Consider the following 24,997-nt stretch of genomic DNA (forward strand, 5'->3'; position numbering starts at 1 on the left):
CGCATTTAGTGTCATCGTGGCTCAGATTGGCTTAAAGTCAACTCAGTTAAGCTGAGGGACTGGTATGGCTCGATGAGAGACGAACTGCCCATTTGGTGCGACGCGCACGAGCATCACGTCACCCTGGCCAACAAACTCGCCCGTGTAGGCTGAAATATTCACCTGATGCGTCACAAGAATCAAAGGTTTTCGCGGCAACGGTGCCTTGAGGCGGTCAGAAAGCAAAGCCCGCAGCGCAATCGTCTGGGAATCTGCATCCGACATGTTCCGGAAAAAAGAGCCAAGTGAAGCTTCGACCTTCACAGGCCCGAGCCCAAGCAGGGTCGCCGTATCCACGCAACGGCACCAGGCGCTCGAGAGTATCTCCGCTGAATCGATTCCTTGTTGCTTGAGCCAGCGCCCCAACTCTTGCGCTTGTTTGCGACCCCGCTCACCCAGGTTTCTTTGCGTTGAACAGTCGCCCAGCCTCATGTGCGGGGGATCACTGACACCCGGGGCATCAGCATGTCGAATCATCAAAATATGCTGGCCATCTGTAAGTGCGCTGAGCAGGGCAGAGGCTCCCCGCGCGGGCTGGGCCGACAAGACCATGCACAATGAGAAGCAAGCTAACCAAAATGATCTGTTCATATTTTTGACTCAGCCAAACTTTCTAAGTTCACGATAAACCCAGAATGGCGAAACCGCCAAGATCACGTTTAACATGGAAAAAATAATGCTGGCCTGATAACCCCCCGTCCAGTCGTATAAAAGCCCGGACATCATCGCCCCCGTCGCAGCGCCGACCGACATGCACGCATAGGCGACACCATAAATCGTCGCCAGTCCCGGCCCCGGAAACAGTTTTGAAAATAGTCCGGAAATGATCGGTCCCCGCGCGCCTTGGGCGATCCCGAAGAAGCCTACAAAACTAAATAAAAACCAGTGGGAAGGAAAATAGCTCAAAGCCAGCAAGCTTGCCAGACCAAGAAAGGTGCATACGAAAGTCAGCGTCGCTGTTCTGCGCGCACCAAGAATATCCGCCAAACGCCCCGCGGAACTCACACCCAATACAGACAAAATACCTGCAAAGCCAAACGCACTGGCCGCCTCGAGCGGTGAGAAACCCGTCGATACAAGATAGGCAATCATCTGCACCAAGACCGTGTAGACCACCACGGAGGTAAAACAGAACGCCTGCGCCAGCCCCCAAAACCCAGAGTGTCTTAACGCCGCGCGCAAAGGTGAAGGATTGGGTATCAAGCCAACAGGTATGTTCAAACTCTGCATCTCAACCTTCTGAGAATTTTTTGATGATGAAAAACCAAGCTCCTGTTTTGCTTGACGCTCACGCGCACCAAACCCCGCACGGATCACCCGCCAAGGCAAGAACATCACGATTGGCAACGTGATGAGCAAGCATCCGCCCAGAACGTGATAGGCATCGCGCCAGTCCAAGGCCTGATTCAAGTACTGCGCAAAAGGCACTAGCACCAGGGTCCCGGCACCAAAGCCCGCATAGGCAATACCCATTGCAGTACTGGTGCTGCTGGGAAACCATCTGCTAATCAAACTTGCGGAAGGCACCATACCGATCGCGGAAATACCGATTCCACCTGCTACGCCGATACAAAGATGAAACTGCCAGAGTTGCGTCAGGCTACCCGCCAGAAAGTACCCAGAGCCCAAACTGGCGACACCCAGGCAGTAAACGAGACGAGGACCCCAGCGGTCAAACAGCACCCCAACAAAGGGAGCAGACAAACCATTGGCGACCATGTAAACGCTGTAGACACTCGAGAGCTCGGAGCGACTCCAGCCAAACTCCTCTTCGAGCGGTAGCAAAAAGGTGACGTAGGTATCGCCGACTCCACGCCCCAGCATATTGAACAAAAAACAAATCAGCAGAACCACCAACGCCATCTTTGCGTCGGAAAGATGCCGCTTCGGCCCTGCCTGGTGCAGCGTCATCAATTAGGCCGGTTTACATTTCATAAATCCAGAACGGCGACAGATACACACGATCTCACCACGCTGATTGATACCGCGATGCTCAAACTCAACAATACCTGCATCTGTTCGCGATTTGCTCAGTCGCTTGGATACGATCGTCGTCTCAACATGAATCGTGTCGCCATAAAACACAGGGCTAGGGAATCGTGTATCTGTCATACCGAGATTGGCAATCGTCGTACCAAGCGTGGTTTCACCGACCGAAATGCCAATCACCAGACCCAGGGTAAACAAACTATTGACCAGGATCCGGCCAAACTCTGTTTTGGATGCAAACTCGGCATCCAGATGCAGCGGCTGCGGATTCATTGTTAATGTCGAAAACAGAACGTTATCCATTTCCGTGACCGTGCGAGTCATTGAGTGCCTAAATACCTGACCGACTTCAAACTCTTCATAATACAAACCAGCCATCTCAATCTCCTAGTATGACTTTGGCAAGCCCAGTACGCGTTCAGCAATAAAGCACAAAACCAATTGCGGACTGACAGGGGCTATACGTGTAATTAAAACTTCTCGCAAATAGCGCTCCACATGGTATTCCTTGGCATAACCAAAACCACCATGCGTCATCACCGCTTGCTGGCACGCATTGAAACCAGCTTCACCAGCGAGGTATTTGGCAGCATTGGCTTGCGCACCGCAAGACTCGCCTTTGTCAAACAAGGTCGCGGCGTTAAACACCATCAGATTAGCGGCCTCCAACTCCATCCAGCACGCTGCAAGAGGATGCTGAATGCCTTGATTCATCCCGATCGGTCGGTCAAACACAATTCTTTCCTTGGCATACTCCGTGGCACGCTTGAGCGCCACACGTCCCAACCCAATGCCCTCGGCCGCAATCAAAATACGTTCGGCATTCATGCCATGCATGATGTAGTGAAAGCCTTTTCCTTCTTCGCCGATGCGGTCTTCTACAGGCACTTTCAGTCCATCGATGAATAGCTCGTTCGAATCCACCGCTTTGCGGCCCATTTTTTCAATTTCATGGACGCGCACAAAATTTCGATCAAGATCCGTATAAAAAAGACTCAGGCCATCGGTATGTTTTTTACATTCTTCGAGTGGTGTCGTACGCGCCAAGATCAACATTTTCTCGGCGACTTGCGCCGTTGATATCCAGACCTTCGTGCCACTCAAAACATAATGATCACCGGCACGCTCGGCTTTGACCTTGAGTTGTGTTGTATTCAGACCTGTGTTGGGCTCAGTCACCGCAAAGCACGCACGCTCACGTCCGGAGACAAGAGGCGGTAACATCCGCTTTTTCTGCTCTTCAGTTGCAAACTGCACGACGGGATTCAAACCGAAAATATTCATGTGCACAGCCGATGCACCTGTCATTCCAGCACCCGACTCACTAATCGCCTGCATCATGATGGTGGCCTCTGTAATGCCTAGTCCGGAGCCGCCATATTGCTCAGGAATACAAATTCCCAACCAGCCATCTTTGGCGAGTGCCTGATGCAACTCGACGGGGAAACCGCCAAGACGGTCTTTTTCGAGCCAATACTGATCATCGAACTGTTCACAAATTTTGTTGATTGCTTCGCGAATCGTTTGCTGATCTTGGGAAAAAGAAAAATCCATATTTATTCCTTCATGCGTATCAGACTACTCCGTGCGGAGTACCTTTAATCTCATTGAAAAAAATTCTGTTTCCTCGCCTAGATACGGGCTTGGGCGGTTGCCATGCCGACGCCTGCCCGACTGTCATGACGCTTCCTTGCCGATCGCAGCAGTGTGCGTCACGCCTAGTTGAATAAATCGAGCAATCGACTCTTCGCTGTAGCCAAGTTCACGCAAAATTTCCTCGCTGTGCTGACCCAGCATCGGCGCGGGACGTCCAGCCTGAGGCTGACTATCAGACCAGGTCGTGGGAACTTCCACACGACGAATACGACCTTCAGTGGGGTGATCTTCCCATTGAAAAAAGTTAATGGCCTCAAGGTGAGGGTCTTCAAAGATTGTCTCAAGATCGTGAAGAGGCATAGTGGGGATATCCGCCTTTTCCAACAGTTCCAACCATTCCTGCGTGGTTTTTTCCAAGAAAATCTTTGCGACTAAACCTTGGAGATCATTGATATGTTGTGTGCGAACACTCAGGCTTTTGAAACGCGGATCATTTTCAAATATTTCTGAGCGACCAATTGCACTAAAAAATGATGCCCACTGTTTATCGTTGTAAATCACCGCACACACATAACCATCCGAAGTTTTGTAAGGACGACGCTCTGAAGCCAGCAAGCGCGGATAGCCCGGTGGGCCAAACTGCGGATCGAAGGTCTTTCCGCCAATATGATCGCTGAGTAAATGGCTGATCATTGTTTCAAACATCGGTATATCAATACGCTGGCCACGACCAGTTTTCTCGCGATGATAAAGCGCTGCGCACAGTGAGGATGTGGCGTAGAGGCCAACTGTGCGATCGACGATATTGGAGGGCACATAGCGCGGCACATCCGAACCTGCTTGCTTGATGAGTGAAGGCAAGCCAATCGCCCCCTGGATCAGATCGTCAAAAGCGGGTTTGTGCGCATAGGGACCATCCTGACCAAAGCCAAAGGTTCCTGCGTACAAAATTCGCGGGTTGATTTCACGCACAACCTCGTAGCTCAATCCCAACCGAGCCATCGCCTGTGGTCTCACGTTGTAGAGCAAGATATCGGCCGTTGCGATGAGTTTTTTAATCGCTTCGAGACCCTCGGGCTTTTTGATATCGAGCACCATGCCGCGCTTGCTGCGGTTGACATGCAAATAGAGCGAGCCCATTCGGGGATGTAGCATCGGTCCGACATCTCTGACCATATCACCCTGAGGAGATTCGACTTTGATGACATCTGCGCCCATATCCCCCATGAGTTGAGCCGCATAGGGACCCATCAAAATCGATGTCATATCAATGACGCGAATTCCATCCAAAGGACCTACCATGATTGAGACACTCCTCGGTGCTTTAGGCGCGTTGCGCTGCAGCGATAATCTTTTTAGCCAGACGTAAATGAGGCGTATCGAGCATTTTTCCATCTAGCGTCGCCACACCGACACTTGCACTCGCCGCAAACGCTGCAATCACGCGAGTTGCCCACTCTTGGGTTGCCGCATCAGGAGTCATGGCCTCATTAATCACCGGTACCTGACCGGGATGAATGGCAGCCTTGGCAGAAAAGCCGTCCCGATAAGCTTGGCGGGTTTCGCGCATCAAGGCATCAACGTTGTTGATTTCGGTTGGCACGGTATCAATGGCTGGAACACCAGCTGCCGCTGCCGCAAACAGACAGAGCGAACGCACCAATTTGAAGGGGGAGGTCCATTCCGAGGAACCCTCTTCTTTATTGGTCAGGGCACCAATATCGCCTGATAAATCCTCAGCGCCCCACATCATGCCAGCGAGTCTGGGCGTCGCACCGCGATACTCATTTAAGCCAGCCAGGGAATCGGCCGTTTCGGTCACGATCGCAATAATGGAAGTCAACGCTGGAGTTCCGTTGGAGGCTTCGATTGGATACAAATGTTCAAAAGCCTCCAGATATGCCGACAACAGACCGAGGTCTCGAGCACCTGTCGATTTTGGCAATACGATCCCTGCCGGACGACAGGGCATCACCGCCGCCAAGTCCGCCAATGTCATGCCAGTCGTCAGCGCATTGACGCGCACATATAATTCGGGCGTATGAAGTCCGGCGCGTTTGGTCTCGGTCAAAAACTTGACCAATTCCACACGACCTTCTTGTTTGCGAGAAAGCGAAACCGCGTCCTCTAAATCAAATATCAACACATCTGAGCCGCTCTGCAAGGATTTTTCCAACTTGCGGGGGCTGTCCGCGGGCACAAACAGCAAGGAACGCATGACACATCTCCATCGTCTAGTCCAGGCATCGCAAAATCACCTGCATATTCTTGTTCGAGTATAGCTTGGCGGGATTCAGCGATAATTCAAAGGTGTTTTGTTCATCGAGCGAGCCTGCATGACCCAAATACTGACCTTGACCATGAATCCCGCCTTGGACATTTCCACCTCGGTCGCTCAGGTCGTTCCGACACACAAACTTCGTTGCACCGAGGAAAAAACCCAGCCTGGAGGGGGAGGCATCAACATCTCTCGGGTAATTAGGCGTTTAGATGGAACCACAACAGCGATATACCCTTGTGGAGGCTTTACCGGACAGATCCTGACCCGGTTGCTGGCTCAAGAAAATGTTGACATCCACTCCATATCCATTGCCCAAGAAACGCGGGAATGTTTTACGGTTCATGAAACGTCCAGCGGCAAGGATTTTCGATTCCTGCTGCCAGGTCCCACCCTCAGTGACGACGAACAGCAAGCCTGCGTGGATGCCGTGCAACGACTGGGGGCAACTGCGCGCTTTGTTGTGGCAAGCGGGAGTCTTCCGCCCAGCGTGGGAGACGACTTTTATGCGCGACTGGCTAAACACGCCAAAGAGAATGGTCATCGTTTCGTTCTCGACACCTCTGGCACAGCACTTAAAAAAGCGCTCGAAGTGGGTGTTTATCTTTTTAAACCTAGTTTGCGTGAACTTGAGGAACTACTTGGGCGGACACTTTCCTCGCAAACTGAGAGGCATATGGCTGCGCGTGAGATCGTTGCGCGTGGCCAAGCCGAAATCGTCGCGCTTTCACTAGGTGAGGACGGGGCTATGCTCATCACCGCCGATGAGAGTTTCATTGCCCGAGCTGTACCCGTCAAAGTCGTCAGCACTGTGGGCGCCGGGGACAACTTCGTGGCAGGCATCTTATGGGGACTTTGCCGAAATTTGACGCTTAAAGAGGCTTTCGGCTACGGCATGGCAAGCGCCGCAGCCGCCGTGATGAATGCGCAGAGCAACTTGTGCGACCCCAGCGATCTAAGAAAACTTTACGACAAAGTCCGCATCACTCAGTTGTAAGCTTGGGACCGGTATAGTGCTCTGGCCAAAGTTTTGCCACAGTTTCAGTCCCGCTCGCATACGCAAAGCAGCTATCGATTTTTGTCGGTCGCCCGTTCACATCGACAGGTTGCGGGCGCTTGCTGGTCACCGGCCATAGCGCCTGATACGCCGTTGTTGCCATCGGCCCGAGCAACTCCATCATATGCGTACAGCCTGCAGCGCCTTTGAGTTTTTCCCTGACAAGTTTGGACCAGCCTGCCCCGATTTTTGCACCAATCAATGATCTGAGCGTAGGCGGGGCATCCTTGCAGATGGAAAAAGGCGTCGAATCCGAACTTGCCGCCACATCTTTGATTTCAAACCACTCATCGATGACCAGACGCACCCAGATATCATGGACAGGATCGCCGGCTTTTCTCTCGACCTGCGCCAGAGGCGGGAGAAAGGGCGCAGTCTTGGTGTCAATCACGCGCCCCTCGATGTCGTACAGGCCATCAGACCTCTTGTAAGCTTTCATTACAACCTGGCGTTGATGAACTTCTTCGCGTTCAACTGTGGGGGATAGTGGCACGGTATTTCTCTCAAAAGCAGGCTATACAGAAGCAAAAATCGCTTGGGCTGAGTGATATTTTATCCTTCTTGAGGAAGCCGAAAATTTCCTCTTGTGAAAAAACAAATCTCCAAAAGACAATCATTCCTCAGTAAGATAATCGGGCGCCTATGACCTGAGCCTCGGAACCGACACGTCGATGACCTCCCTGCTGCAAACCTTTACCAATATCAGACGGCAAGAAGTGCTGCCCACGCTGGTAGCGGGACTGTTTTTTTTCTGCATTCTCAGCGCGCTCATGGTTGTGCGCCCCGCGCGGGAAGCGCTGGGGATGCAGCGAGGCATCGAAGCAATTCGCTGGCTGTTTCTGGCCACACTAATGGTCACTCTGCTGGTCAATCCTCTTTTCAGTCTGTTGGTCAGTCGCTTTCGACGCTTGATTTTCATCACAACGACCTACACCTTTTTTGCGCTCGGACTACTGTGCTTCTATGCACTGTTGACTCTCTCTCCCGCGCATATCGGCTCTGTCAGCGGACAGGTTTTTTATGTCTGGTTCAGTGTCTTTAATCTTTTCGCCACAATGCTGTTTTGGGCATTAATGAGTGATCGTTTTTCAAAAGAACAAAGCCAGCGACTCTTTGCGGCTATTTCTTTAGGAGGGACGCTTGGCGCCATGTTTGGACCGTGGCTGGCGAGTACTCTCGCTAAACCATTTGGCACTCCACTCCTGCTCGTCATTGCAGCGGGTTTTCTCATGGGTGCTGTGGCAAGCGCGTGGTGGCTCTCGTACTTAAAGGATGAAGTGGCGAACAGTGCGCAAGTCGACTCAGAGGAAGCCATCATCGGCGGAAGCGCTTGGGAGGGTTTTACAGCCGTCATCCGCTCACCCTATCTGCTGGGTATTTCAGCCTATGTGCTGATTCTAGCGATCGTCGCTACGCTGCTTTATTTCACACGCCTGCAGATGGTCGCAGCGCTCTCGCTCGACACGGACACACGAACGGCTGCGTTTGCTCGCATCGACCTGTACACGCAAGCTGCCACCTTTGTTCTGCAAGCCTTTCTCACCAGCCATCTCATCAAACGCTTTGGGATTGCACTGACCCTCGCGCTCCTGCCTATCACTGTTGCCCTGGGATTTATTGGGCTTGCCCTGTTAGGCTCCCTGGCGGCGCTTATTGCCTTTGAGGCAAGTTTTCGCGCCGTCCAGCGCGGCATTATGCGACCCGCGCGTGAAACTCTTTTCACAACGGTTCCTCGCGCCGAACGCTACAAAGCCAAGGCGTTTATTGACACGTTTGTATATCGCGGTGGCGATGCACTGGGCTCTCAAACCGAAGGTCTGTTGGGCCGCCTAGGCATGGGGTTAGCAGGCCTGGCTTGGTTTGCAGTCCCGCTCGCGGTCATTTGGATGAGTCTGGGTCTCTGGCTGGGCTACACCCAAAACAAACGCAACATACCTGTCACGCCCCCTTCACACTTTAAAATTTCCTGATCAGGAGACTTCCATGATGAACCGTCGCACGTGGCTTCAAACCGCACTCGCTGCCGCCAGTGTCCCCACGCTTTCGAGTGTCTGGACGAATGCTCTGGCCAATACTGGCAGTCTTATCACGCGCGCCATTCCCTCAAGCGGTCAACGCTTGCCTATCATTGGCTTAGGCAGCTCAGCCACTTTCGCGCAAGTTGCCCGCTCCGAGGATCGCGAAGCACTTAAAAATGTCATGGCCAAAATGGTGGAGTTGGGGGGGACCGTTTTTGATACCGCTCCAAGTTATGGCGCCTCCGAGGAGGTAGCCGGAAAAATCGCCCAAGATCTCGGTATTGCGCAAAAACTATTCTGGGCAACCAAACTCAATGTCGCGCCGCGAGGCGGTGGTGCCGCCGATGCTGCAGCGGCCCGCGCACAACTGGAAACATCGTTTAAACGAATTGGCAAACCCGTTATTGATCTCGTACAAATTCACAATATGGGCGATATCCAGACGCAGCTGCCAATCTTGCGTGAAGCCAAAGAAAAGGGCCGGATACGGTATCTCGGCGTGACAACCACATTCAGCAATCAATACGACAGCATGATCGAGACCATGCGCACGCAAAAAATAGACTTCATCGGTACCAACTATGCCATTGACGACTTGTTCGCCGAAAAAACGATCTTGCCGCTTGCGCAAGAACGCGGCATCGCGGTGCTCGTCTACGCACCTTTTGGTCGCACACGTTTATGGAGCCGGGTCAAAGGACAAACTGTACCGGATTGGGCACGCGAATTCGACGCGACCACCTGGGCCCAATTCTTCCTGAAATTCGTGGCCAGCCACCCTGCGGTGACATGTATTACCCCTGCCACAAGCCGCGTCTCCAATGTGATCGACAATATGGCGGGAGGGGTTGGCCGACTGCCGGATGCTGCGATGCGCAAACGGATGATCCAGCTGATTGACGGCCTGCCCAACGCTTAAGACCCATTGCCCTCCGTTGTGCTAAATTCATGGTGTCGGCGTTGTTTGCGCCGCACCATTTTTTTGATGCCCAATCGCATCGCGCATAATGTCCTTATTTAAACGTTCCGTCGTCTCCGAAATCACCAACCACTTCAGCGTCGTACTTTCGACGCTGATTGTCGTATGGCTCAGTGTTGTGTTGGTTCGCTTGTTAGGCGAAGCCGCTGCCGGGCGCATTGGTGCGGATGTCGTCGTGGGCTTGGCGGCCATGACAACGATCGCCGCCTTACCGATTATTCTCGCCGTCTCCATCTTCATTGGCGTTCTAACCACCGTTACCCGCAACTTCAGAGAATCTGAAATGGTGGTCTGGTTCTCGAGCGGACTCTCGCTCCTGAACTGGATCAATCCGGTGCTCAGAGTCGCCATACCTGTTGCAGCCCTGATTGCCTCGCTAACATTATTTGGCACGCCTTGGGCAAACCGTCAGATCGGTGAGTACCGCGCCCGATTTGAGTTGCGCTCTGACTTGTCGAAAATTACCCCGGGCCAGTTTCTGGAAACCGAAGGTGGCGGACGCGTCTTTTTTGTTGAAGGCCCAAGCGTCCCCGATGGACCGCTTGGCCAGGTTTTTATGCGCATCATCGATCCGGACTGGCACACCCTTATTACAGCCTCCTCCGCCACTACCGCTATCGAGCCTAATGGCGACAAATTCCTGGTTCTGGGACCTGGGCAACGCTATGACGTGAAATTAGGGGCGCCCGAAATGCGGCTTGCCCAGTTTGAGGGCTTTGGCGCCCGTATTGAAAGCAAAGATGGTGAGAAATCACTGGAAAATGCGCGAGAGCGTACACTAGCCAGCCGTCGTGCGCGACCGACCGAGCTTCTGCTGACCGACAGAGTTCCAGCATCGTTCGGCCAGCTCATGTGGCGTCTGGCAGTGCCACTGGCGGCACTTAACCTTGCACTAATGGCGATTCCGCTTGGCGCAGTCAACCCCCGCATGGGTCGCTCCGGAGACCTGCTCATTGCCGGACTCATTGCCATGCTTTATCTCAACCTGATCAATATTTCCCAAGGCTGGATCATCAACAGCAAGCTGTCATTCAGCGTGGGGGTATGGCTTGTGCATGCAGTCTTTGGTCTCTTGACCATTGTTCTTCTTTGGCACCGTTTGCGTGTCAAAACACCAAAACCACCTGTCGTACTCAATGCGACCTGATCAACTTCACACTGGAATCAATCTATGAGCACACTTGAAAAAATTGAAGTCGCAGTGGGTAGTGGCACAGAAGCCACCAAGGGCGCCCATGTCACCGTCCACTATACCGGTTGGCTGCATGATGCTGCCGCACCAGAAAATAAAGGTGCAAAATTTGACAGTTCGCGCGACCGCGGTGATCCCTTTGATTTCCCCTTGGGCGCGGGTCATGTCATTCGTGGTTGGGATGAAGGCGTTGCCGGCATGAAAATCGGCGGCAAGCGCACCTTGATCATCCCTCCCGAAATGGGCTATGGCGCACGCGGCGCCGGTGGCGTCATTCCACCTAACGCCACACTGGTTTTTGATGTTGAGCTTCTTGAAGTCAACTAAGAAAAAATTGATCTATTTAGAAAATACACAAGGTCTGTCGCGACTCACAAAGTGCAAATCCGCAAACCCCGCGCGGGCCTTGGATTTTGTGTTGTCGGTATCTGAAGCCAAGGCCAACAAACTTATTTTTGCGAGATCGCTTCCATAGGCCTTGGTGATATCGGACAAGACATCCACGCGCTCAGATACCCATGCACCCGCCTGCTGAGCACCACTGCGCTGCACAATCATCTGCGTTCGATTTGTGTAGGCATTGAACTGTCGATGTCCCACAGGATGTTGATTGTCCCATACGTAGTTCAAGGCAGCATCCGGAACATGCTCGCCGTAAAGGTTCCGTGCGAACTGAAGTTTTAAACGCAAACCAAAATCAATCTTATCTGCAGGCAACTTAAAGGCAACATATACCCGCGCAGCATAATCATCACCGGCTTTTGTATTCATATCGGCACTTTTAACAACATCATCCACACGCCAACGCCAGCACAATATGGGTGTTGCAAGCAAATCCACATCGACCTCGCGTGCCAGCAAAGCCATACTTGAATGAGCGGTCGCCTCTACAGAGGGCACACCATCCCAGACGCGCGTTTGATAAGTCGTTGGCGGAATACTGGTATCAAATTGAATGAGACGCCAAGGTTCAGAGACCTCACCTGTCCTCGCTGGAAAACTCCCAACTATATTTGGCTCGCTTTGGGCGGATACTGCACCTGCTAAAGACAGCAATGCCATCAGTAGAGAAAATTTCATTTTGACTTTCTCTGTGTCAAAGCAGTGACTTTTTTCTAAAGGTTTCAGGCAAAAAAGCCAAATCCTCTTCATCGTCAATATCGCGTAAAGCTTTCATCTCAGCGACTGACCAACCTAAGCGCCTGATCCGCGAGATGGTGTCCACACACACACTCGAGGTACTCCAAGCAATACCCTCAAAAATGCTGTCATCAAAGCGATTTAAACCCAGCAACACATAGCCGCCATCCAAAGCGGGGGTAATCACTGTTGTGTGTTGAGTCAAGGAAATTGCCGCGTCCCGCAAATGCGAAGCCTCAAGATCGATGCAGTCCGTACCGATGCAGAGGACACTCTGTCCCTCGGAAAGTGATCTTCGAATCGCCGTCGCCATCCTACTACCCAAATCACCCTCGGGCTGGCGGGTCCAAAGAATATCCCCGTCCAAATTTATCGTTTGCCAAATCACGTGATCAAGATCGGGCGCGACAGACAACTCAACAGGGCCAATTTGCGACTCTTTAGCAATCGCCACTGTCCGACGCAGCATCTCTGCAGCGAGTTCTGCTGCCCCCTCTGCGCCCAGTGCACCAATTAAACGAGTTTTGCAAAAACCTGGTATTGGCGCTTTGGCAAAAATAATGATCCGAGTTTTCCTGCTGGTATCCATTGCACTTGTGAATTCAGTCATTGATGAGGTCCCGAGCGGTATAAACCCGCAAGCTCGCTACTCGGAACACCTCGCCAATAAGCAAAGCGTAAGCGCCACATCAGCAAAATAGTCCGCCAAACACCATGTTGATCCCAGCGTCGGCCTGAGGTTTCGACCTGTTCGCGCAAACATATCGGTGCACTCACACGTTTGAGGCGTTTGCTGATCTCAATGTCTTCCATCAGCGGTTGTTCTGGAAAGCCACCAACATGATCAAAAAGCGTACGTGTCATGAACAAAACTTGATCGCCTGTAGCAATTCCTGTGATTCTGGAGCGAATATTCATCATCCACCCAACCACCTTTAGCCAAGGTGATGCGCCAACGATACGCACATCAAACCGTCCCCACCCTATTTTTTGATTAAGATGATTTTCTATCTGTATCAGCGCATACGTTGGCAGGCGCGTATCCACATGCAGAAAAACTAAAATCTCACTCCTCGTTGCATACGCGCCTGCGTTCATTTGACATGCGCGCCCCTTTTCTGAAGACAACACCTCAAACCCTGCATCGCGCGCCATCGCGACAGTCTGATCCGTGCTTCCTCCATCGACCAGCAACACCTGCGCACCCATCGCACGCAGCAGATCCAACTCACCTAATTTTTGAGTGAGCACAGCACTTTCATTCAACACCGGCACGATGATCGCGGTTTTCATATTACTAACCTCGCCGCCATGCGTGATAGCGTCCCAACCAGCGCATCACAGTTGGGTTTGTGCGCGCGCGCCGCCATTCTCCCGCTGCATATTTATTCGCTTCGGCCAGGGTCGGATAGGTATGTATGGTTCCCAATATTTTGTTTAGACCCAAGCCGTGTTTCATTGCCAATACAAATTCAGCCATCAAATCAGCCGCATGCTCACCTACGATTGTCACACCCAAAATCTTGTCTTTGCCCGGAACGGTCAAGACTTTCACAAAACCATGATCCGTCCCATCTGCAATGGCGCGATCGAGATCCTCAATACCATATCGCGTGACTTCAAAAGCAACGCCATTTTTTGTTGCCTCTTGTTCATTCAGACCCACGCGCGCAATCTCAGGGGAGGTGAAGGTTGCAGAGGGAATTACTGAATAGTCAACCTTGAATCGCTTGAATTGACCAAACAAGGCATTGACACAGGCATACCAGGCCTGATGCGCGGCAGTATGCGTAAACTGATAGGGACCAGCGACATCGCCTGCGGCATAAATGTTGGGATAAAGCGTTTCAAGATACTCATTGGTGACAACCGTGCGCGAAGTCGGGATTCCAAGCGCCTCAAGGCCATAGCCCTCCAGTCTGGCAACGCGTCCGACTGCGCAGAGCAAGACATCAAAATCAACGCGATGCTCAATACCCTCGCGCTCAACAACGATACTTTTGACGGTCATCCCGTCAATATCGTTTTTTTCGCAACGCAGCGCCTGATGTCCAGCAAGGACTGTAACACCATCGCTTCGCATCGATTCCATCAGAATCGTCGAGACCTCTGGATCCTCACGATTCATTAATCGTTCGGACATCTCGATTTGCGTGACATGTGATCCAAGTCTGGCAAAGGCCTGCGCCAACTCGCAGCCGATCGGACCTCCCCCGAGAACAACCAGACGACGAGGTGGATGATCAAACCGAGAAAACTCATCCCACAACGTATCGCTTGTGACGTAGCCTACATCCTCGAGTCCGGGCAAAGAGGGGATATATGGCCTGGCACCTGCAGCGATCACGATACTTCGTGTTGTCAAACGCCTGATCACACCATGCTCGTCCTTAATTTCGACCGTCCAAGGATTGACGACACGGCCATAGCCTTGCAGCACTTCCACACCCAGCGCGGTATAGCGCTCGACACTGTCGTGCGGCTCTATCTTTCTGATGACGTCGTTGATCCTTGCCATCACCTGACGAAAACTGATCACAGGCTCGCATACTGATAAACCGTATTGATCCGCCTGTCGAATCTGCTGGGCAAGCTTGGCGCTCTTAATCAGAGCCTTGCTTGGGACGCACCCATAGTTCAGGCAGTCACCCCCCATCTTGTGGGCTTCGACCAAAGTCACTTTGGCTTTCACAACTGCCGCAATATATGACGTCACCAGACCCGCGGCACCTGCGCCAATCACCACGATGTTGCGATCAAATGTGGCTGGTTTTAGATGATTCCATCGTGCATAAATTTTATTTTTCTTAACTAATGCGAGCACTTTTTTTGTGATGAGCGGAAAAAAGCCTAATACAGCCAGTGACATGATCATGGTCGGAGAAACAATGCCACTGAGTGAATCAATCGCTGCCAACTGCGTACCCGCGTTGACGTATATCACCGTACCAGCCAGCATGCCGATCTGACTTACCCAGTAATACGTAAACGTAGGCATTTTGGTGAGTCCCATCAACAAATTGATGAGAAAGAATGGAAAAACCGGCACAAGACGCAAGGTGAAAAGATAGAATGCACCCTCTTTTTCAATTCCCTCGTTGACCGACTTGAGTTTTTCACCAAAGCGTTGTTGTACCCAATCGCGCAAGACAAATCGGGCAGCTAAAAATGCAAGGGTTGCGCCGACCGTAGAGGCGAAAGACACCAGTAAAAAGCCTTCAAGAAAACCAAAGATCGCACCGCCCGCCAGTGTCAACACCAAGGCTCCCGGCAAGGACAAGGCAGTCGCCACAACGTACAACAGAAAATATCCAAGCGCCATTTGAATCGCTGCGATATCCCGCCAGGCATGTAATTGACCTAGACCGGACTTCAGTCCTTCCAGTGTCATTTTTTGATGCATATCAAAAATAAAAAACAAACCCAGCAGCATAATCGCCACGATCAAAATCACGACTCGCATGAATATTTTTTTATTCATGATTCTTTTAATGCTCCGCCACAACTACTGCCTTGACCTGCGGTGCATCCATAACAATGGTCCGCCACAAATATTGAGTAGCCAGAGATATCGGTACCGAGCAAGTCTTTGAGATGAAGCCCACGATCTATGTCAGAAACATTTTTAAGACCATGCGGCAGTGGTAATCCCAATTGCTGATTGAAATCGCAATCATAGAGATAACCCTCCCAATCCACACTCACAAGATGACGACACATCACACTAGCAAGGTTTGCCTGCTGGAAATTGTCACGTAACAAACTCATATAGCTTTTGAACGTGCCTTTTGATATCAGCATGGAGCCAAAGCGCTGAATAGGCATATTGGTTAATGCGAAGAGTTCATTAAAGACAATCCCGAAGTGTTTGGCTAACTCGCGCTTGTAATCGCTTTGCAAAGCGCTTTGCTCTGGGGGCAGAGATGGCCCCTGTGGGTTATAGACAAGATTTAGGACCAGTGAGGATTCAGGTTGCCCATATCCCAACGCATTGAGTCGCTGCAACCCCACAATGCTCTTATCAAACACACCATGCCCACGCTGCTTATCGACATTTTCCGGGGAGTAACAAGGCATGGATGCGATCACCTCAACCCCTTGCTCGGCGAAAAATTCAGGCAAATCCTCGTAACCCGGCTCAAGCAATATAGTTAAATTGCAGCGGTCTATTACCCTCACTCCCATGGCTCTCGCTGCGACCACCAGTCGCCTGAACGAGACATGTAACTCTGGAGCTCCGCCTGTCAGATCCAGCACTTCGATCTTTCTGTCTTGTAGTACCTGCAAGACGAGATCGATATTGTTTTCGTCCATCATTTCCGTGCGATTCGGACCGGCATTGACATGGCAATGCACACAAGACTGGTTGCAGCGATAACCCAGATTGACCTGAAGTGTTGTCAATGCTCCCCGTTTGATTCTGGGAAAGTCGGTGTCTTTGAGCAATGGAAGCGTGGCGTGCATGATTTTCCTGATAACTAATGAAAATGGCTAAAACGTTTTATAAAACCGCGATCAATCCAGTCTTTCAATCGCCACACCCAACGTCCCTCAAATGAAACAGGACCCCATGAAGCAATCGCATATTTTGGTCCACAAGCCAGTAAATACAAAGAGTGAGCACGGGGCTGGTAGGTATCCAGCCGAGTTGAAACGGATGAAGACTCTTTTAAGACAGTAAAAAGGTTATTAGCAAGTACTGGCCCTGCCTTGACAGCATGCACGCCAGAACGCGCCATCTGGACGTCGGTTCGCGCGCAGGTGTCGCCAACAGCAAACACCTCATGATGCGATTGTGAGCGCTGGCTGGCATCCACCAGAATATAACCCTGTCCGTTGAGGGCCAAACCTGACTGCTTTAACCAGGAAAGAGGTTTCGCCCCGGTGGCTGCGATGACTTGATCCGCATAGAGTCTATGACCGTCCGCAAATTGCAAACCATCCGCCAAGCCTGATGCAGTTTGCTGCTGGAGCACGATACCTACCTGTCTGGTATAAGCCAAGACTCTTTTTCGTACGCCTTCGTTGTGACCTTTCAGCAAGCCTTCCGCTGATACAACCAGCGTGACGTGACCTGTTGCACCACTTTGTTTCAATGCATATTGAGTAGCCAAGGCGAGCTCTACACCAGCCGCCCCGCCACCGACCACGACAAGTGCGTAATTGTCTCGACGAATTGCCTGGCTGAGTACTTCAGGCCAGCAATCAAAAAATACATCAAGTGGCTTAACCGGAAGCAAACGCATGCCGAGAGCCTCAAGCCCGTCGGTTTGAGTCTCACTGCCTATGTCCAGAGACAAATAATCATAATCGAGACATTGACCATCCGCTAAAGTCAGCGTACGCGTTTGTGCCGACAAACCGATGACACTTCCAGACACCCACTGCACACCGGCCTTGTTGACGAGACCTAACAAATCGATCCGGCTTTGCTCACGGGTATAGTGGCCTGCAATCCAGCCGGGCAACATCCCGGAGTAATTTTGATAACGATTCGGCGTTACAAGCAGCACCTCAACGCCGTGCAAGGAATCGCGTGTGAGTTTCTCCAGGACAGAAAGGTGAGCATGTCCACCACCTACTAAAACCAATCGCTTCATGAGACTCCTTGGGCTGACGAGCCGCACTGCACATTTTTTGCATTCTGTCTGTATAGTCGAGATTGCACACCGATTTCTTACACTTTTACATCATAGTGGCAAACAATCGGTACAGATCCCTAAAATAGCATTTTGTGCGCGAGGACATGTATGCAAGAAGCCATAGTAGGCGTGATTGGAGGAAGCGGTCTTTATCAGATGGACGCACTCGAGCATCCAATCGAACACCGCTTAACCACTCCTTTTGGCTCACCGTCCGATATCTTGATTACAGGCAAAGTCGCTGAGGTCCCAGTCGCTTTTTTAGCTCGGCACGGTCGCGGGCATCAACTGCTGCCTTCCGAACTCCCCTATCGCGCCAATATCCACGCGTTCAAACAACTCGGTGTCAAATATCTGCTTTCCGTATCGGCCGTCGGCTCTTTACGCGAAGACTATCGCCCGCTCGACATGGTGCTACCTGATCAGTTTATCGATCTCACAAAAAAACGTGACAATACCTTTTTTGGCGAAGGGGCTGTCGCACATGTCTCAATGGCTGAACCTGTTTGCACCAAACTCATGCATATTTTGGCACGCGCCTGGGTTGAGAGTGGCGGACAGACTCAAACCATGGACCAGCCAATCCTCCACCAGGGTGGCACTTATGTTTGTATCGAAGGGCCTCAATTCTCTTCAATTGCCGAGTCAAACTGGTATCGCTCAATGGGTGCGAGCATCATCGGCATGACGAACATGCCCGAGGCAAAGCTCGCACGAGAGGCCCAAATCGCCTATGTCAGTCTGGCGATGGTGACTGATTTCGATTGTTGGCATCCGCGCGAGGCCAACGTCACAGCCGAATCCGCTATCGCGAATCTCATGAAAAACGCTGCAACTGCTCAAAAAATCCTGATCAAAGCCATTGCTCTCGTCGGCAAGGAGCTCCCTGACTCTGAGGCGCATCAAGCCCTGGCGAGTGGATTGGTGACACAACCCAAAGAGATGAGCCCGGATGTTTTTAACAGACTGCGTGTGATCCTGGGCAAATAAAAGCTATCCAACCACCAGCAGACCACTTGCACCAAGTGCCGCGCCGATTGCAAGCAGCAGCAACATGTGTATTTTGGTGCGGTAAACAATCAATGCGGTGACAGCTGCCAATAACCATAACGGCCAGTGACGTAATCCGTCGGTGTTAGCTGTCGCCAGCAGCCAACCTGCTGCCACCATCATCGAGATCACAACCGGACTCAAACCCAATTTAAAAGCGCGCACGGCTCGAAGATTTTGATGCGCTTGTACCCAGCGGGCAGTCACAAAAATCAGCACTGAACTGGGCAACAGAATTCCCGCCATACAGAGCAAGGCTGAAAATGCCGCCCAGCCGAAACCTCCGGCATTCAAACCGATATTCCAACCCATTAGTGCGACAAACATGACATTGGGACCAGGCGAGGCCTGTGCAATCACAACCGAGGCGCTAAACTGCTCGTCTGTCAGCCAGTTCTGCTGATTCACCAGGAAATGATAGATCTCTGGCAGCAACACCAGCGGACCACCGACTGATGCGATCGAAATGGAAGCAAAGTGTTTAAACAAATTGAACCAATCGGTCCATAACATCGCAACACTCAAGGTCTCGTTCATGCCTGATCCTTGAGTTTGAGGAAAGCAAGCACATAGCCGATCCCACCCAACACAATCAGCACATACAGAAGACGCCATTGTAAAATCGCAATACCAACAAACGTCAGTATGGCCAGTGCGGCGCAAATTTTCACGCCGAGCGGGTTCGTCTTAAGTGCCGAGAGTAATTTCAGTCCTGTCGCGCCAATCATGCCTGCAGCGACTGCCCCCATTCCGCGCAAAGCGTCCACAACCTGAGTTTGATTACCAAAGTGAGCGTAGGCGATCGCCAAGGTCAAAATGATCATGGTTGGAAACATGAACATACCCGCCAAGGAAACAAGCGCGCCTCTCCAACCAAAGTACTTGGCACCCACCATAATGCAAAGGTTTAATGCCGGAGGTCCTGGCATGGTACGTGCGATTGCCCACTCTTCGACGAACTCCGCACGCGTCATCCATTTCTTTTTCTCGACAAGCTCTCTTTCAATAAAAGCCAGAACCCCTCCAAATCCTTGGATCGCGAGCATGCTGAACGTGTTGAATAATTCGCCGAGTGATTTTGGATGAGGTGTATGCGGTGTGGTCATGTGTGCAACGAGGAAACTTAGGAGCTCAGCATGCTGAAACTCTTAAAGACTGATCAATAGGTCTCCATTTAACTCCAAAATCCTTCGCTAAACATCTTGGTCGAGCGCAAGAGGCCCATAGATCTTGAAAAGTCGAGGCTTTTCGACAACAACTCACGCCCGTGCACGGTCCTCAATCGCATCAAGAGCATGCCTCGCCAAACTTGTGCCAGCCTCAGAGTAGATGTTGAAGGACGGTACACCCAGCGCGGCCAATTCCTCAACCTCGCTAGCAAACTTTGCGATAGCAACCACTTTACATGCCAGGCCGCTGCTGGCGATCTGCTCGGCAGCGTAGACATTGCTACGATGATTCGGCATTGCCAGGACAATCAGTTCAAGCGTAGTGCCCGCCTTGAGTTTGCTCCAGAAATCTGTATCTGTTGCATCTCCGTATACGACATTGCGACCGGCTTCCCGCTGCTGTTTGACGCGCTGCGTATTGTGTTCGATCCCAATGATCTTTTGATCAAAATAAGAGCCAAGTTTGTCGTAGGCTCCACAGCCAACACGACCCATACCAATGACAAGCACTCGCGCCTCGCCAGTTTGGATCAGCTGATCGCGAGGATGATAGACAGCTTTTTGAAATGAATTCCAAAAATTTTTATAGCGTTTATAAATTTGCTCGGATCCAATCGAAAATGGCGCCGCAAGTGCGAAACTAAAGCTCACGCATATCGCCATAATGATAAGCCAATCCACAGGCAACCAACCTTGCGTCACACTCAGCGCGGCGACAATCAGCGCAAACTCCGAGTACGTTCCAAGATTAATCGCCACAAACAAAGAAGTCCGCGCGCGTAAGGCAAAATACTCAAGAATCACGTAATACAAAAATGCTTTAAACAGGAGCACTACACATAACAATAAAGAGACAAAAATGATTTCAGGTGTGGGGAGTCCCTGCATGCCGATCGAGAGAAAAAAACCCACCAGCATGAGTTCCTTAAAACTGAAAAGTGACTTGGACAAATCACTTGCCTTAGGATGATTGGCCAGCAGAGCGCCAAATACAAGAGCGCCTAAATCGCCTTTGATTCCGATTGAGACAAAATATTCGAAGCCGGCACCCAGGGCAAAAAACAAACCGCTCAGAACAAGCAACTCGCCATGGCCCGCCGCATCAAGCAGCTTGAATAATATTTTTCTAATAACCGGCAATAGCAACAATGAAAGTGCCCACACCGAGGGGTATTTGGCTTCGCTAATCGTTAAAAAAATCACAGCGAAAATATCTTGCATCACTAAAATGCCGATTGCGACCTTTCCATAAAATGCCCGCATATCGTCGCGATCCTCGAGGACCTTGACGGCATAAACCGTACTGGAAAACGAGAAAGCAAAAGCCAACAGCCAAATCACAAGCGGCGAAATATCGAATATTGGCGAAGGAAACAAGGTCTTACCCAACCACAAGACCGCAGCATAAAACAAGGTTGAGAACACAATATGGGCCAGCGATACACCCCATATTTCATTATTCGCCAAACTTTTGAAATCAAGTTTAAGACCGATAGAAAAGAGCAGTAGAGTGACGCCCAACTGTGAAATCATGCTCAGGCCTTCAGGTGCCTCAAAACCTGAAAGATTGAATACAAAACCCGCCAGCAAAAAACCGACCATAGGTGGTAGGCCCACGCGTTTGAGCAAGATTCCAAATAAAAAAGCGAGTCCGACAAGCGTGACTAACATCCAACTCTCTCAACGAGTCTTAACAGGTTCGCGCAGCGCTTTGAGCACTTGCTGCCCTGCTCTGCCATTCACAGTCATGCCTTTGGTTTTTTGAAATTCGCTTATTGCCTCGCGGCTCTTCGCTCCGATCAAACCATCGATCTCACCGATGTCGTAGCCGCGATTAGCTAAAGCTTGTTGGATTTCACGTCGCTCCGCACGGCTTGTCCCCGGATCATCGGTTGGCCATGCGGTTTTAAATACGCCACCGCCACGCAAACGGTCGCTCAAATGTGCGATGGCCAGCGCATAGGACTCCGCAGCGTTATAGCTGTAAATGGCATCAAAATTACGAAACACCAAGAATGCAGGTCCCTGCGGTCCGGCCGGGAGCAACAGCGCCGCCTGAGCCGTATCAGGAAGATTTCCGATCCCTGCGGGCTGAATGCCAAGGCTCTTCCATTGCGCCAAAGATTGTTTGGTTCGACGTCCCGAAGGACCTGAATAGTTCGCAGGTAACTTTACCTCGACACCCCAGGGCTGACCAGAAACCCATCCAGCGCGTTTTAAAAAGTTTGCCGTTGAGCCTAACGCATCGGGTACCGAACCAACGATATCTCGACGACCATCACCATCGAAATCAACAGCCAAACGCTGATATGTTGTGGGCATGAACTGTGTTTGTCCAAACGCACCTGCCCATGAGCCCACTAAAGCCTCTGCAGGGATATCGCCACTTTGTAAAATTCGCAGCGTCGCAAGCAACTCTCCTTTAAAAAAGGCCTGGCGTTTGTCTGCACATATCAATGTCGTTAGAGAGCGCACTAATTCGCGCTTGCCCTGAATGCGACCGTAGTTGGATTCCACACCCCATACTGCCACGATGACATGACGATCGACTCCGTACTTTTGTTCGGCTTCGGCCAGCACCTTGGACCACTCTTTTAATTTGGCACGGCCATCATCCACACGTTCCTGATCCACCAGGCCTGCCAGATAATCCCAAATCGCCGTTCTGAACTCAGGCTGAAAAGAAAATGCCTTGAGCACATCTGGATCTGGCTCTACGCCAGCCATCGCCCGATCAAAGACAGTCGCACTGATCCCCTGAGAAAGAGCCGACTGGCGAAGCCCCTGAATACAGCTGTTAAAGCTCGCTGTTTGTGCTGAAACTGCGGTTGCTCCGAGCAACAACAAAACTGGAGCAATCCATTTTTTGCACCCACTCGCCCACAACGTCAACAATCGACGACTCTCAAATTTCATGTGCCACGCCCGAAAAAAAAGTAATCTATTTGCTAATTGTAAGACCCCTGAACGTAAAAACCCCCTTTAGCTTGATTTCTCAAATTAAAGGGGGTTTAGTGTGGCGCATGCACAGACACCACGCAGCCGGACTTATTTCACTGGATTGAACTGATATCCATTACCCGATTGTGTAATCGTCCCCATTGCAGGAAAAGGAAAGTGAAAACCGCCCGCCATCATCTTTTCTTTGACAATCATGTCGAAAATTTTACGTCGTGATTGGCGCGCCATTTCGGGATCCATATCAAAGACAACAGCCCAGTCGGGATTACGGGCGAACAATGCTGGGACGTTTGTCAGATCAGCTACGTAGATGAATGACTGACCGCCAGACTTCACCGTGAAAAGCGAATGGCCAGGAGTATGACCGAACGCAGCAACAGATGTGATTCCAGGCGCGACCTCAGATCCCGCTTTAAACTTGACCAAACGATCGGCGGGAATGTTATTGAATACGCGCTGAGCATTAGTCATTGCAGCCTTTAAGCCTGCAGGAGCCTTCTCCAGCCGCTCTTTGTCCATCCAGAAATCATATTCTTCTGAGGGAACATGTACCTTTGCATTGGGATACACCAAGGATCCGTCTTTATAAAGCAAGCCGTTGATATGATCGCCATGGAAATGACTGATCACAACGTTGTTGATATCCTCTGGCTTGTAACCTGCAGCAGCCATGTTTTCAATCAGCTTTCCAGTCGTTGGGCCGCCATTGTTGGCAAAGCCTGTATCCATCAAATAACGTTGATTACCGTTGACAATCAAAAAGGGGGTGAAGGGCACATCGATGTAATTTGTCGGCAAATTTTGTGAGGCCAACAAAGCTTTGACCTCATCTAACGGAGCATTCTTGACGAATTCAGCTGCAAGAGGACGACGCGCGGCGCCGTCATTCAGAGAAATGACTTCGATCTCGCCGACTTTAAGCTTCTTAAAACCAGGAGTAGGTAACGTTGGTGTACCGAGATCAGGAGCAGTCTGCGCCCAAACTGGTGAAAACATAAGCGTGGCGGCGGCAGCAATGCCAACACCGAGAAATTTTAATCTAGTGATCATGGCGTATTCCTGATGACAAGCAATGAGTTAAGTGCGAAGAGCACGAGCGGCAAGTGTGAATGCCGACCTAATTTAGCAGCTTTATTCACCAAAGGATATATCACCCTGATTGAAAGAGTTGCGAACGCGAGCGCTCGTAAAATCTGACCAGGTCAGCAACATGTGCGCATTTGAGTTTGCGCATTAAATTGGATCGATGCATCTTGACCGTGCGTAACGAGATGCCCAACAAGTCTGCAATGACCTGATTTTTATTACCTTCGGATATGTACTGCAGAACTTGCAGTTCACGCTTTGTGAGGGATGTCTGCTGATACGTTTCGATTGCATTGTTCGGTACATCAATACTATTTATATGAACCGACTCTGTCGCAAGGATTGAAAGATAATGGCGACATGCGCGGTCTATCAGTTTCAAAAGTTCGGCGATTTGGAATGGCTTGAAAATAAAATCATGGGCGCCATCTCGCCACGCTTGATTGACTGCCTGCGCATTGCATTCACCACTCATAAAGATCATAGGAATGTGCGGGAAATCTTTCCTAAACTTGACCTGGGCATCGATACCCGTCATCCCTGCAAGGCCAACGTCCATCAAAATACAGTAAGAGATGTGTTCATCCGATGTCTGCCGACTAAACGGATGAAACTGATCGATGTTTGCATGGCAGTGCGCAAGGAACTCTTCAGCACTGGAAAATTCAAGCACAGAATAACCATGCCCTTCAAGCACTCCTTTTAAGGAAGTGCGCAAGGACTCATCATCTTCGACGACAAAGACAAACCGGTTATTCATCTCGCATTGTTTTTAAGTTAATCTTGCATTTTATGCGCAAT

Annotated in this window: 25 protein-coding genes; 6 read left to right on the plus strand and 19 right to left on the minus strand. The window is 50.9% G+C overall.

Features of this window, described 5'->3' with window-relative positions; genetic code table 11:
* Positions 1 to 42: 42 nt before the first annotated feature.
* The 6 genes from QWY27_RS05045 to QWY27_RS05070 all read right to left on the minus strand — a co-directional run bounded on the left by QWY27_RS05045 (position 43) and on the right by QWY27_RS05070 (position 5,842).
* Positions 43 to 630, minus strand: coding sequence for a histidine phosphatase family protein (locus QWY27_RS05045; RefSeq protein ID WP_290195334.1), 588 nt, complete (start codon positions 628 to 630; stop codon positions 43 to 45).
* A gap of 9 nt (positions 631 to 639) precedes the next feature.
* Complete coding sequence (locus QWY27_RS05050) at positions 640 to 1,950, minus strand: MFS transporter (protein ID WP_290195336.1); 1,311 nt, start codon at positions 1,948 to 1,950, stop codon at positions 640 to 642.
* A 3-nt stretch (positions 1,951 to 1,953) separates the two neighbouring features.
* Entirely contained in the window at positions 1,954 to 2,406 is a 453-nt protein-coding gene (locus tag QWY27_RS05055) for a MaoC family dehydratase (RefSeq protein ID WP_290195338.1), read from the minus strand.
* A gap of 9 nt (positions 2,407 to 2,415) precedes the next feature.
* Positions 2,416 to 3,582, minus strand: a complete 1,167-nt coding sequence (locus QWY27_RS05060; protein WP_290195339.1) for an acyl-CoA dehydrogenase family protein — start codon at positions 3,580 to 3,582, stop codon at positions 2,416 to 2,418.
* Positions 3,583 to 3,705: 123 nt separating this feature from the next.
* Complete coding sequence (locus tag QWY27_RS05065; RefSeq protein WP_290195341.1) at positions 3,706 to 4,926, minus strand: CaiB/BaiF CoA transferase family protein; 1,221 nt, start codon at positions 4,924 to 4,926, stop codon at positions 3,706 to 3,708.
* Between the two features lie 22 nt (positions 4,927 to 4,948).
* Complete coding sequence (locus tag QWY27_RS05070) at positions 4,949 to 5,842, minus strand: HpcH/HpaI aldolase/citrate lyase family protein (RefSeq protein WP_290195343.1); 894 nt, start codon at positions 5,840 to 5,842, stop codon at positions 4,949 to 4,951.
* Positions 5,843 to 5,960: 118 nt separating this feature from the next.
* Here QWY27_RS05070 and QWY27_RS05075 point away from each other — a divergent pair, with 118 nt between their 5' ends.
* On the plus strand, positions 5,961 to 6,899 hold the full coding sequence (locus tag QWY27_RS05075; RefSeq protein ID WP_290195345.1) for a 1-phosphofructokinase family hexose kinase: 939 nt from the start codon (positions 5,961 to 5,963) through the stop codon (positions 6,897 to 6,899).
* Here the strand turns inward: QWY27_RS05075 and QWY27_RS05080 are convergent.
* Positions 6,886 to 7,452 carry a DUF2889 domain-containing protein gene (locus QWY27_RS05080; RefSeq protein WP_290195346.1) on the minus strand — a complete coding sequence of 189 codons (567 nt, stop codon included), beginning with the start codon at positions 7,450 to 7,452 and terminating at the stop codon, positions 6,886 to 6,888. The two genes, QWY27_RS05075 and QWY27_RS05080, sit on opposite strands and share 14 nt — an antisense overlap.
* 178 nt (positions 7,453 to 7,630) lie before the next feature.
* Between QWY27_RS05080 and QWY27_RS05085 the strand changes: the two genes are divergently transcribed.
* The 4 genes from QWY27_RS05085 to QWY27_RS05100 all read left to right on the plus strand — a co-directional run bounded on the left by QWY27_RS05085 (position 7,631) and on the right by QWY27_RS05100 (position 11,475).
* Positions 7,631 to 8,929, plus strand: coding sequence for an NTP/NDP exchange transporter (locus QWY27_RS05085; protein WP_290195348.1), 1,299 nt, complete (start codon positions 7,631 to 7,633; stop codon positions 8,927 to 8,929).
* Between the two features lie 13 nt (positions 8,930 to 8,942).
* Positions 8,943 to 9,896: an aldo/keto reductase gene (locus QWY27_RS05090; protein ID WP_290195350.1), complete on the plus strand. Its 954-nt coding sequence runs from the start codon at positions 8,943 to 8,945 to the stop codon at positions 9,894 to 9,896.
* Positions 9,897 to 9,984: 88 nt separating this feature from the next.
* On the plus strand, positions 9,985 to 11,103 hold the full coding sequence (lptF, locus tag QWY27_RS05095) for an LPS export ABC transporter permease LptF (protein ID WP_290195352.1): 1,119 nt from the start codon (positions 9,985 to 9,987) through the stop codon (positions 11,101 to 11,103).
* Positions 11,104 to 11,127: 24 nt separating this feature from the next.
* Complete coding sequence (locus tag QWY27_RS05100) at positions 11,128 to 11,475, plus strand: FKBP-type peptidyl-prolyl cis-trans isomerase (protein ID WP_290195354.1); 348 nt, start codon at positions 11,128 to 11,130, stop codon at positions 11,473 to 11,475.
* Positions 11,476 to 11,487: 12 nt separating this feature from the next.
* Here QWY27_RS05100 and QWY27_RS05105 read toward each other — a convergent pair whose 3' ends face one another.
* Genes QWY27_RS05105 through QWY27_RS05130 form a run of 6 tightly spaced genes read right to left on the minus strand, consistent with a single transcriptional unit; the run spans position 11,488 to position 17,888 of the window.
* On the minus strand, positions 11,488 to 12,228 hold the full coding sequence (locus tag QWY27_RS05105; RefSeq protein ID WP_290195356.1) for a DUF3047 domain-containing protein: 741 nt from the start codon (positions 12,226 to 12,228) through the stop codon (positions 11,488 to 11,490).
* Positions 12,229 to 12,244: 16 nt separating this feature from the next.
* Positions 12,245 to 12,898 (minus strand): TIGR04282 family arsenosugar biosynthesis glycosyltransferase, encoded by a 654-nt coding sequence (locus QWY27_RS05110; RefSeq protein ID WP_290195358.1) that lies wholly within the window; start codon positions 12,896 to 12,898, stop codon positions 12,245 to 12,247.
* Complete coding sequence (locus QWY27_RS05115; protein WP_290195361.1) at positions 12,895 to 13,581, minus strand: TIGR04283 family arsenosugar biosynthesis glycosyltransferase; 687 nt, start codon at positions 13,579 to 13,581, stop codon at positions 12,895 to 12,897. Before QWY27_RS05115 ends, QWY27_RS05110 begins: the two co-directional genes overlap by 4 nt.
* 4 nt (positions 13,582 to 13,585) lie before the next feature.
* Complete coding sequence (locus QWY27_RS05120) at positions 13,586 to 15,769, minus strand: dihydrolipoyl dehydrogenase family protein (protein WP_290195363.1); 2,184 nt, start codon at positions 15,767 to 15,769, stop codon at positions 13,586 to 13,588.
* Positions 15,766 to 16,752 (minus strand): arsenosugar biosynthesis radical SAM (seleno)protein ArsS, encoded by a 987-nt coding sequence (gene arsS / locus QWY27_RS05125; RefSeq protein ID WP_290195365.1) that lies wholly within the window; start codon positions 16,750 to 16,752, stop codon positions 15,766 to 15,768. The genes QWY27_RS05120 and arsS overlap by 4 nt, the downstream gene beginning before the upstream one ends.
* A 14-nt stretch (positions 16,753 to 16,766) precedes the next feature.
* Positions 16,767 to 17,888 carry an FAD-dependent oxidoreductase gene (locus QWY27_RS05130; RefSeq protein WP_290195367.1) on the minus strand — a complete coding sequence of 374 codons (1,122 nt, stop codon included), beginning with the start codon at positions 17,886 to 17,888 and terminating at the stop codon, positions 16,767 to 16,769.
* Positions 17,889 to 18,038: 150 nt separating this feature from the next.
* Here QWY27_RS05130 and mtnP point away from each other — a divergent pair, with 150 nt between their 5' ends.
* Complete coding sequence (mtnP, locus tag QWY27_RS05135) at positions 18,039 to 18,920, plus strand: S-methyl-5'-thioadenosine phosphorylase (protein WP_290195369.1); 882 nt, start codon at positions 18,039 to 18,041, stop codon at positions 18,918 to 18,920.
* A gap of 3 nt (positions 18,921 to 18,923) precedes the next feature.
* Here the strand turns inward: mtnP and QWY27_RS05140 are convergent, their stop codons facing one another.
* The 6 genes from QWY27_RS05140 to QWY27_RS05165 form a co-directional block, all read right to left on the minus strand.
* On the minus strand, positions 18,924 to 19,517 hold the full coding sequence (locus QWY27_RS05140) for a chromate transporter (protein WP_290195371.1): 594 nt from the start codon (positions 19,515 to 19,517) through the stop codon (positions 18,924 to 18,926).
* Positions 19,514 to 20,086, minus strand: coding sequence for a chromate transporter (locus QWY27_RS05145; protein WP_290195373.1), 573 nt, complete (start codon positions 20,084 to 20,086; stop codon positions 19,514 to 19,516). The genes QWY27_RS05140 and QWY27_RS05145 overlap by 4 nt, the downstream gene beginning before the upstream one ends.
* 153 nt (positions 20,087 to 20,239) lie before the next feature.
* Positions 20,240 to 21,820 carry a cation:proton antiporter family protein gene (locus QWY27_RS05150; protein WP_290195375.1) on the minus strand — a complete coding sequence of 527 codons (1,581 nt, stop codon included), beginning with the start codon at positions 21,818 to 21,820 and terminating at the stop codon, positions 20,240 to 20,242.
* Positions 21,821 to 21,829: 9 nt separating this feature from the next.
* Positions 21,830 to 23,065, minus strand: coding sequence for a lytic murein transglycosylase (locus tag QWY27_RS05155; RefSeq protein ID WP_290195376.1), 1,236 nt, complete (start codon positions 23,063 to 23,065; stop codon positions 21,830 to 21,832).
* Positions 23,066 to 23,197: 132 nt separating this feature from the next.
* The gene (locus QWY27_RS05160) at positions 23,198 to 24,160 is read right to left on the minus strand and encodes an MBL fold metallo-hydrolase (protein WP_290195379.1); all 963 of its coding nucleotides are present in this window, start codon (positions 24,158 to 24,160) and stop codon (positions 23,198 to 23,200) included.
* Positions 24,161 to 24,260: 100 nt separating this feature from the next.
* Positions 24,261 to 24,956, minus strand: a complete 696-nt coding sequence (locus QWY27_RS05165; protein WP_290195380.1) for a response regulator transcription factor — start codon at positions 24,954 to 24,956, stop codon at positions 24,261 to 24,263.
* Positions 24,957 to 24,997 lie beyond the last annotated feature (41 nt).

It is taken from the genome of Zwartia vadi (assembly GCF_030410375.1).
Taxonomy (GTDB): domain Bacteria; phylum Pseudomonadota; class Gammaproteobacteria; order Burkholderiales; family Burkholderiaceae_B; genus Zwartia; species Zwartia vadi.

What these genes read in the sequence shown, in the direction of transcription:
- QWY27_RS05120 (WP_290195363.1), bottom strand. Translation starts at nt 15,769, where the DNA reads ATGAATAAAAAAATATTCATGCGAGTCGTGATTTTGATCGTGGCGATT.
- QWY27_RS05165 (WP_290195380.1), bottom strand. Translation starts at nt 24,956, where the DNA reads ATGAATAACCGGTTTGTCTTTGTCGTCGAAGATGATGAGTCCTTGCGC.
- mtnP (WP_290195369.1), top strand. Translation starts at nt 18,039, where the DNA reads ATGCAAGAAGCCATAGTAGGCGTGATTGGAGGAAGCGGTCTTTATCAG.
- QWY27_RS05130 (WP_290195367.1), bottom strand. Translation starts at nt 17,888, where the DNA reads ATGAAGCGATTGGTTTTAGTAGGTGGTGGACATGCTCACCTTTCTGTC.
- QWY27_RS05160 (WP_290195379.1), bottom strand. Translation starts at nt 24,160, where the DNA reads ATGATCACTAGATTAAAATTTCTCGGTGTTGGCATTGCTGCCGCCGCC.
- QWY27_RS05070 (WP_290195343.1), bottom strand. Translation starts at nt 5,842, where the DNA reads ATGCGTTCCTTGCTGTTTGTGCCCGCGGACAGCCCCCGCAAGTTGGAA.
- lptF (WP_290195352.1), top strand. Translation starts at nt 9,985, where the DNA reads ATGTCCTTATTTAAACGTTCCGTCGTCTCCGAAATCACCAACCACTTC.
- QWY27_RS05060 (WP_290195339.1), bottom strand. Translation starts at nt 3,582, where the DNA reads ATGGATTTTTCTTTTTCCCAAGATCAGCAAACGATTCGCGAAGCAATC.
- QWY27_RS05100 (WP_290195354.1), top strand. Translation starts at nt 11,128, where the DNA reads ATGAGCACACTTGAAAAAATTGAAGTCGCAGTGGGTAGTGGCACAGAA.
- QWY27_RS05115 (WP_290195361.1), bottom strand. Translation starts at nt 13,581, where the DNA reads ATGAAAACCGCGATCATCGTGCCGGTGTTGAATGAAAGTGCTGTGCTC.
- QWY27_RS05055 (WP_290195338.1), bottom strand. Translation starts at nt 2,406, where the DNA reads ATGGCTGGTTTGTATTATGAAGAGTTTGAAGTCGGTCAGGTATTTAGG.
- QWY27_RS05155 (WP_290195376.1), bottom strand. Translation starts at nt 23,065, where the DNA reads ATGAAATTTGAGAGTCGTCGATTGTTGACGTTGTGGGCGAGTGGGTGC.
- arsS (WP_290195365.1), bottom strand. Translation starts at nt 16,752, where the DNA reads ATGCACGCCACGCTTCCATTGCTCAAAGACACCGACTTTCCCAGAATC.
- QWY27_RS05050 (WP_290195336.1), bottom strand. Translation starts at nt 1,950, where the DNA reads ATGACGCTGCACCAGGCAGGGCCGAAGCGGCATCTTTCCGACGCAAAG.
- QWY27_RS05110 (WP_290195358.1), bottom strand. Translation starts at nt 12,898, where the DNA reads ATGACTGAATTCACAAGTGCAATGGATACCAGCAGGAAAACTCGGATC.
- QWY27_RS05090 (WP_290195350.1), top strand. Translation starts at nt 8,943, where the DNA reads ATGATGAACCGTCGCACGTGGCTTCAAACCGCACTCGCTGCCGCCAGT.
- QWY27_RS05075 (WP_290195345.1), top strand. Translation starts at nt 5,961, where the DNA reads ATGACCCAAATACTGACCTTGACCATGAATCCCGCCTTGGACATTTCC.
- QWY27_RS05105 (WP_290195356.1), bottom strand. Translation starts at nt 12,228, where the DNA reads ATGAAATTTTCTCTACTGATGGCATTGCTGTCTTTAGCAGGTGCAGTA.
- QWY27_RS05085 (WP_290195348.1), top strand. Translation starts at nt 7,631, where the DNA reads ATGACCTCCCTGCTGCAAACCTTTACCAATATCAGACGGCAAGAAGTG.
- QWY27_RS05150 (WP_290195375.1), bottom strand. Translation starts at nt 21,820, where the DNA reads ATGTTAGTCACGCTTGTCGGACTCGCTTTTTTATTTGGAATCTTGCTC.
- QWY27_RS05145 (WP_290195373.1), bottom strand. Translation starts at nt 20,086, where the DNA reads ATGACCACACCGCATACACCTCATCCAAAATCACTCGGCGAATTATTC.
- QWY27_RS05065 (WP_290195341.1), bottom strand. Translation starts at nt 4,926, where the DNA reads ATGGTAGGTCCTTTGGATGGAATTCGCGTCATTGATATGACATCGATT.
- QWY27_RS05140 (WP_290195371.1), bottom strand. Translation starts at nt 19,517, where the DNA reads ATGAACGAGACCTTGAGTGTTGCGATGTTATGGACCGATTGGTTCAAT.
- QWY27_RS05045 (WP_290195334.1), bottom strand. Translation starts at nt 630, where the DNA reads ATGAACAGATCATTTTGGTTAGCTTGCTTCTCATTGTGCATGGTCTTG.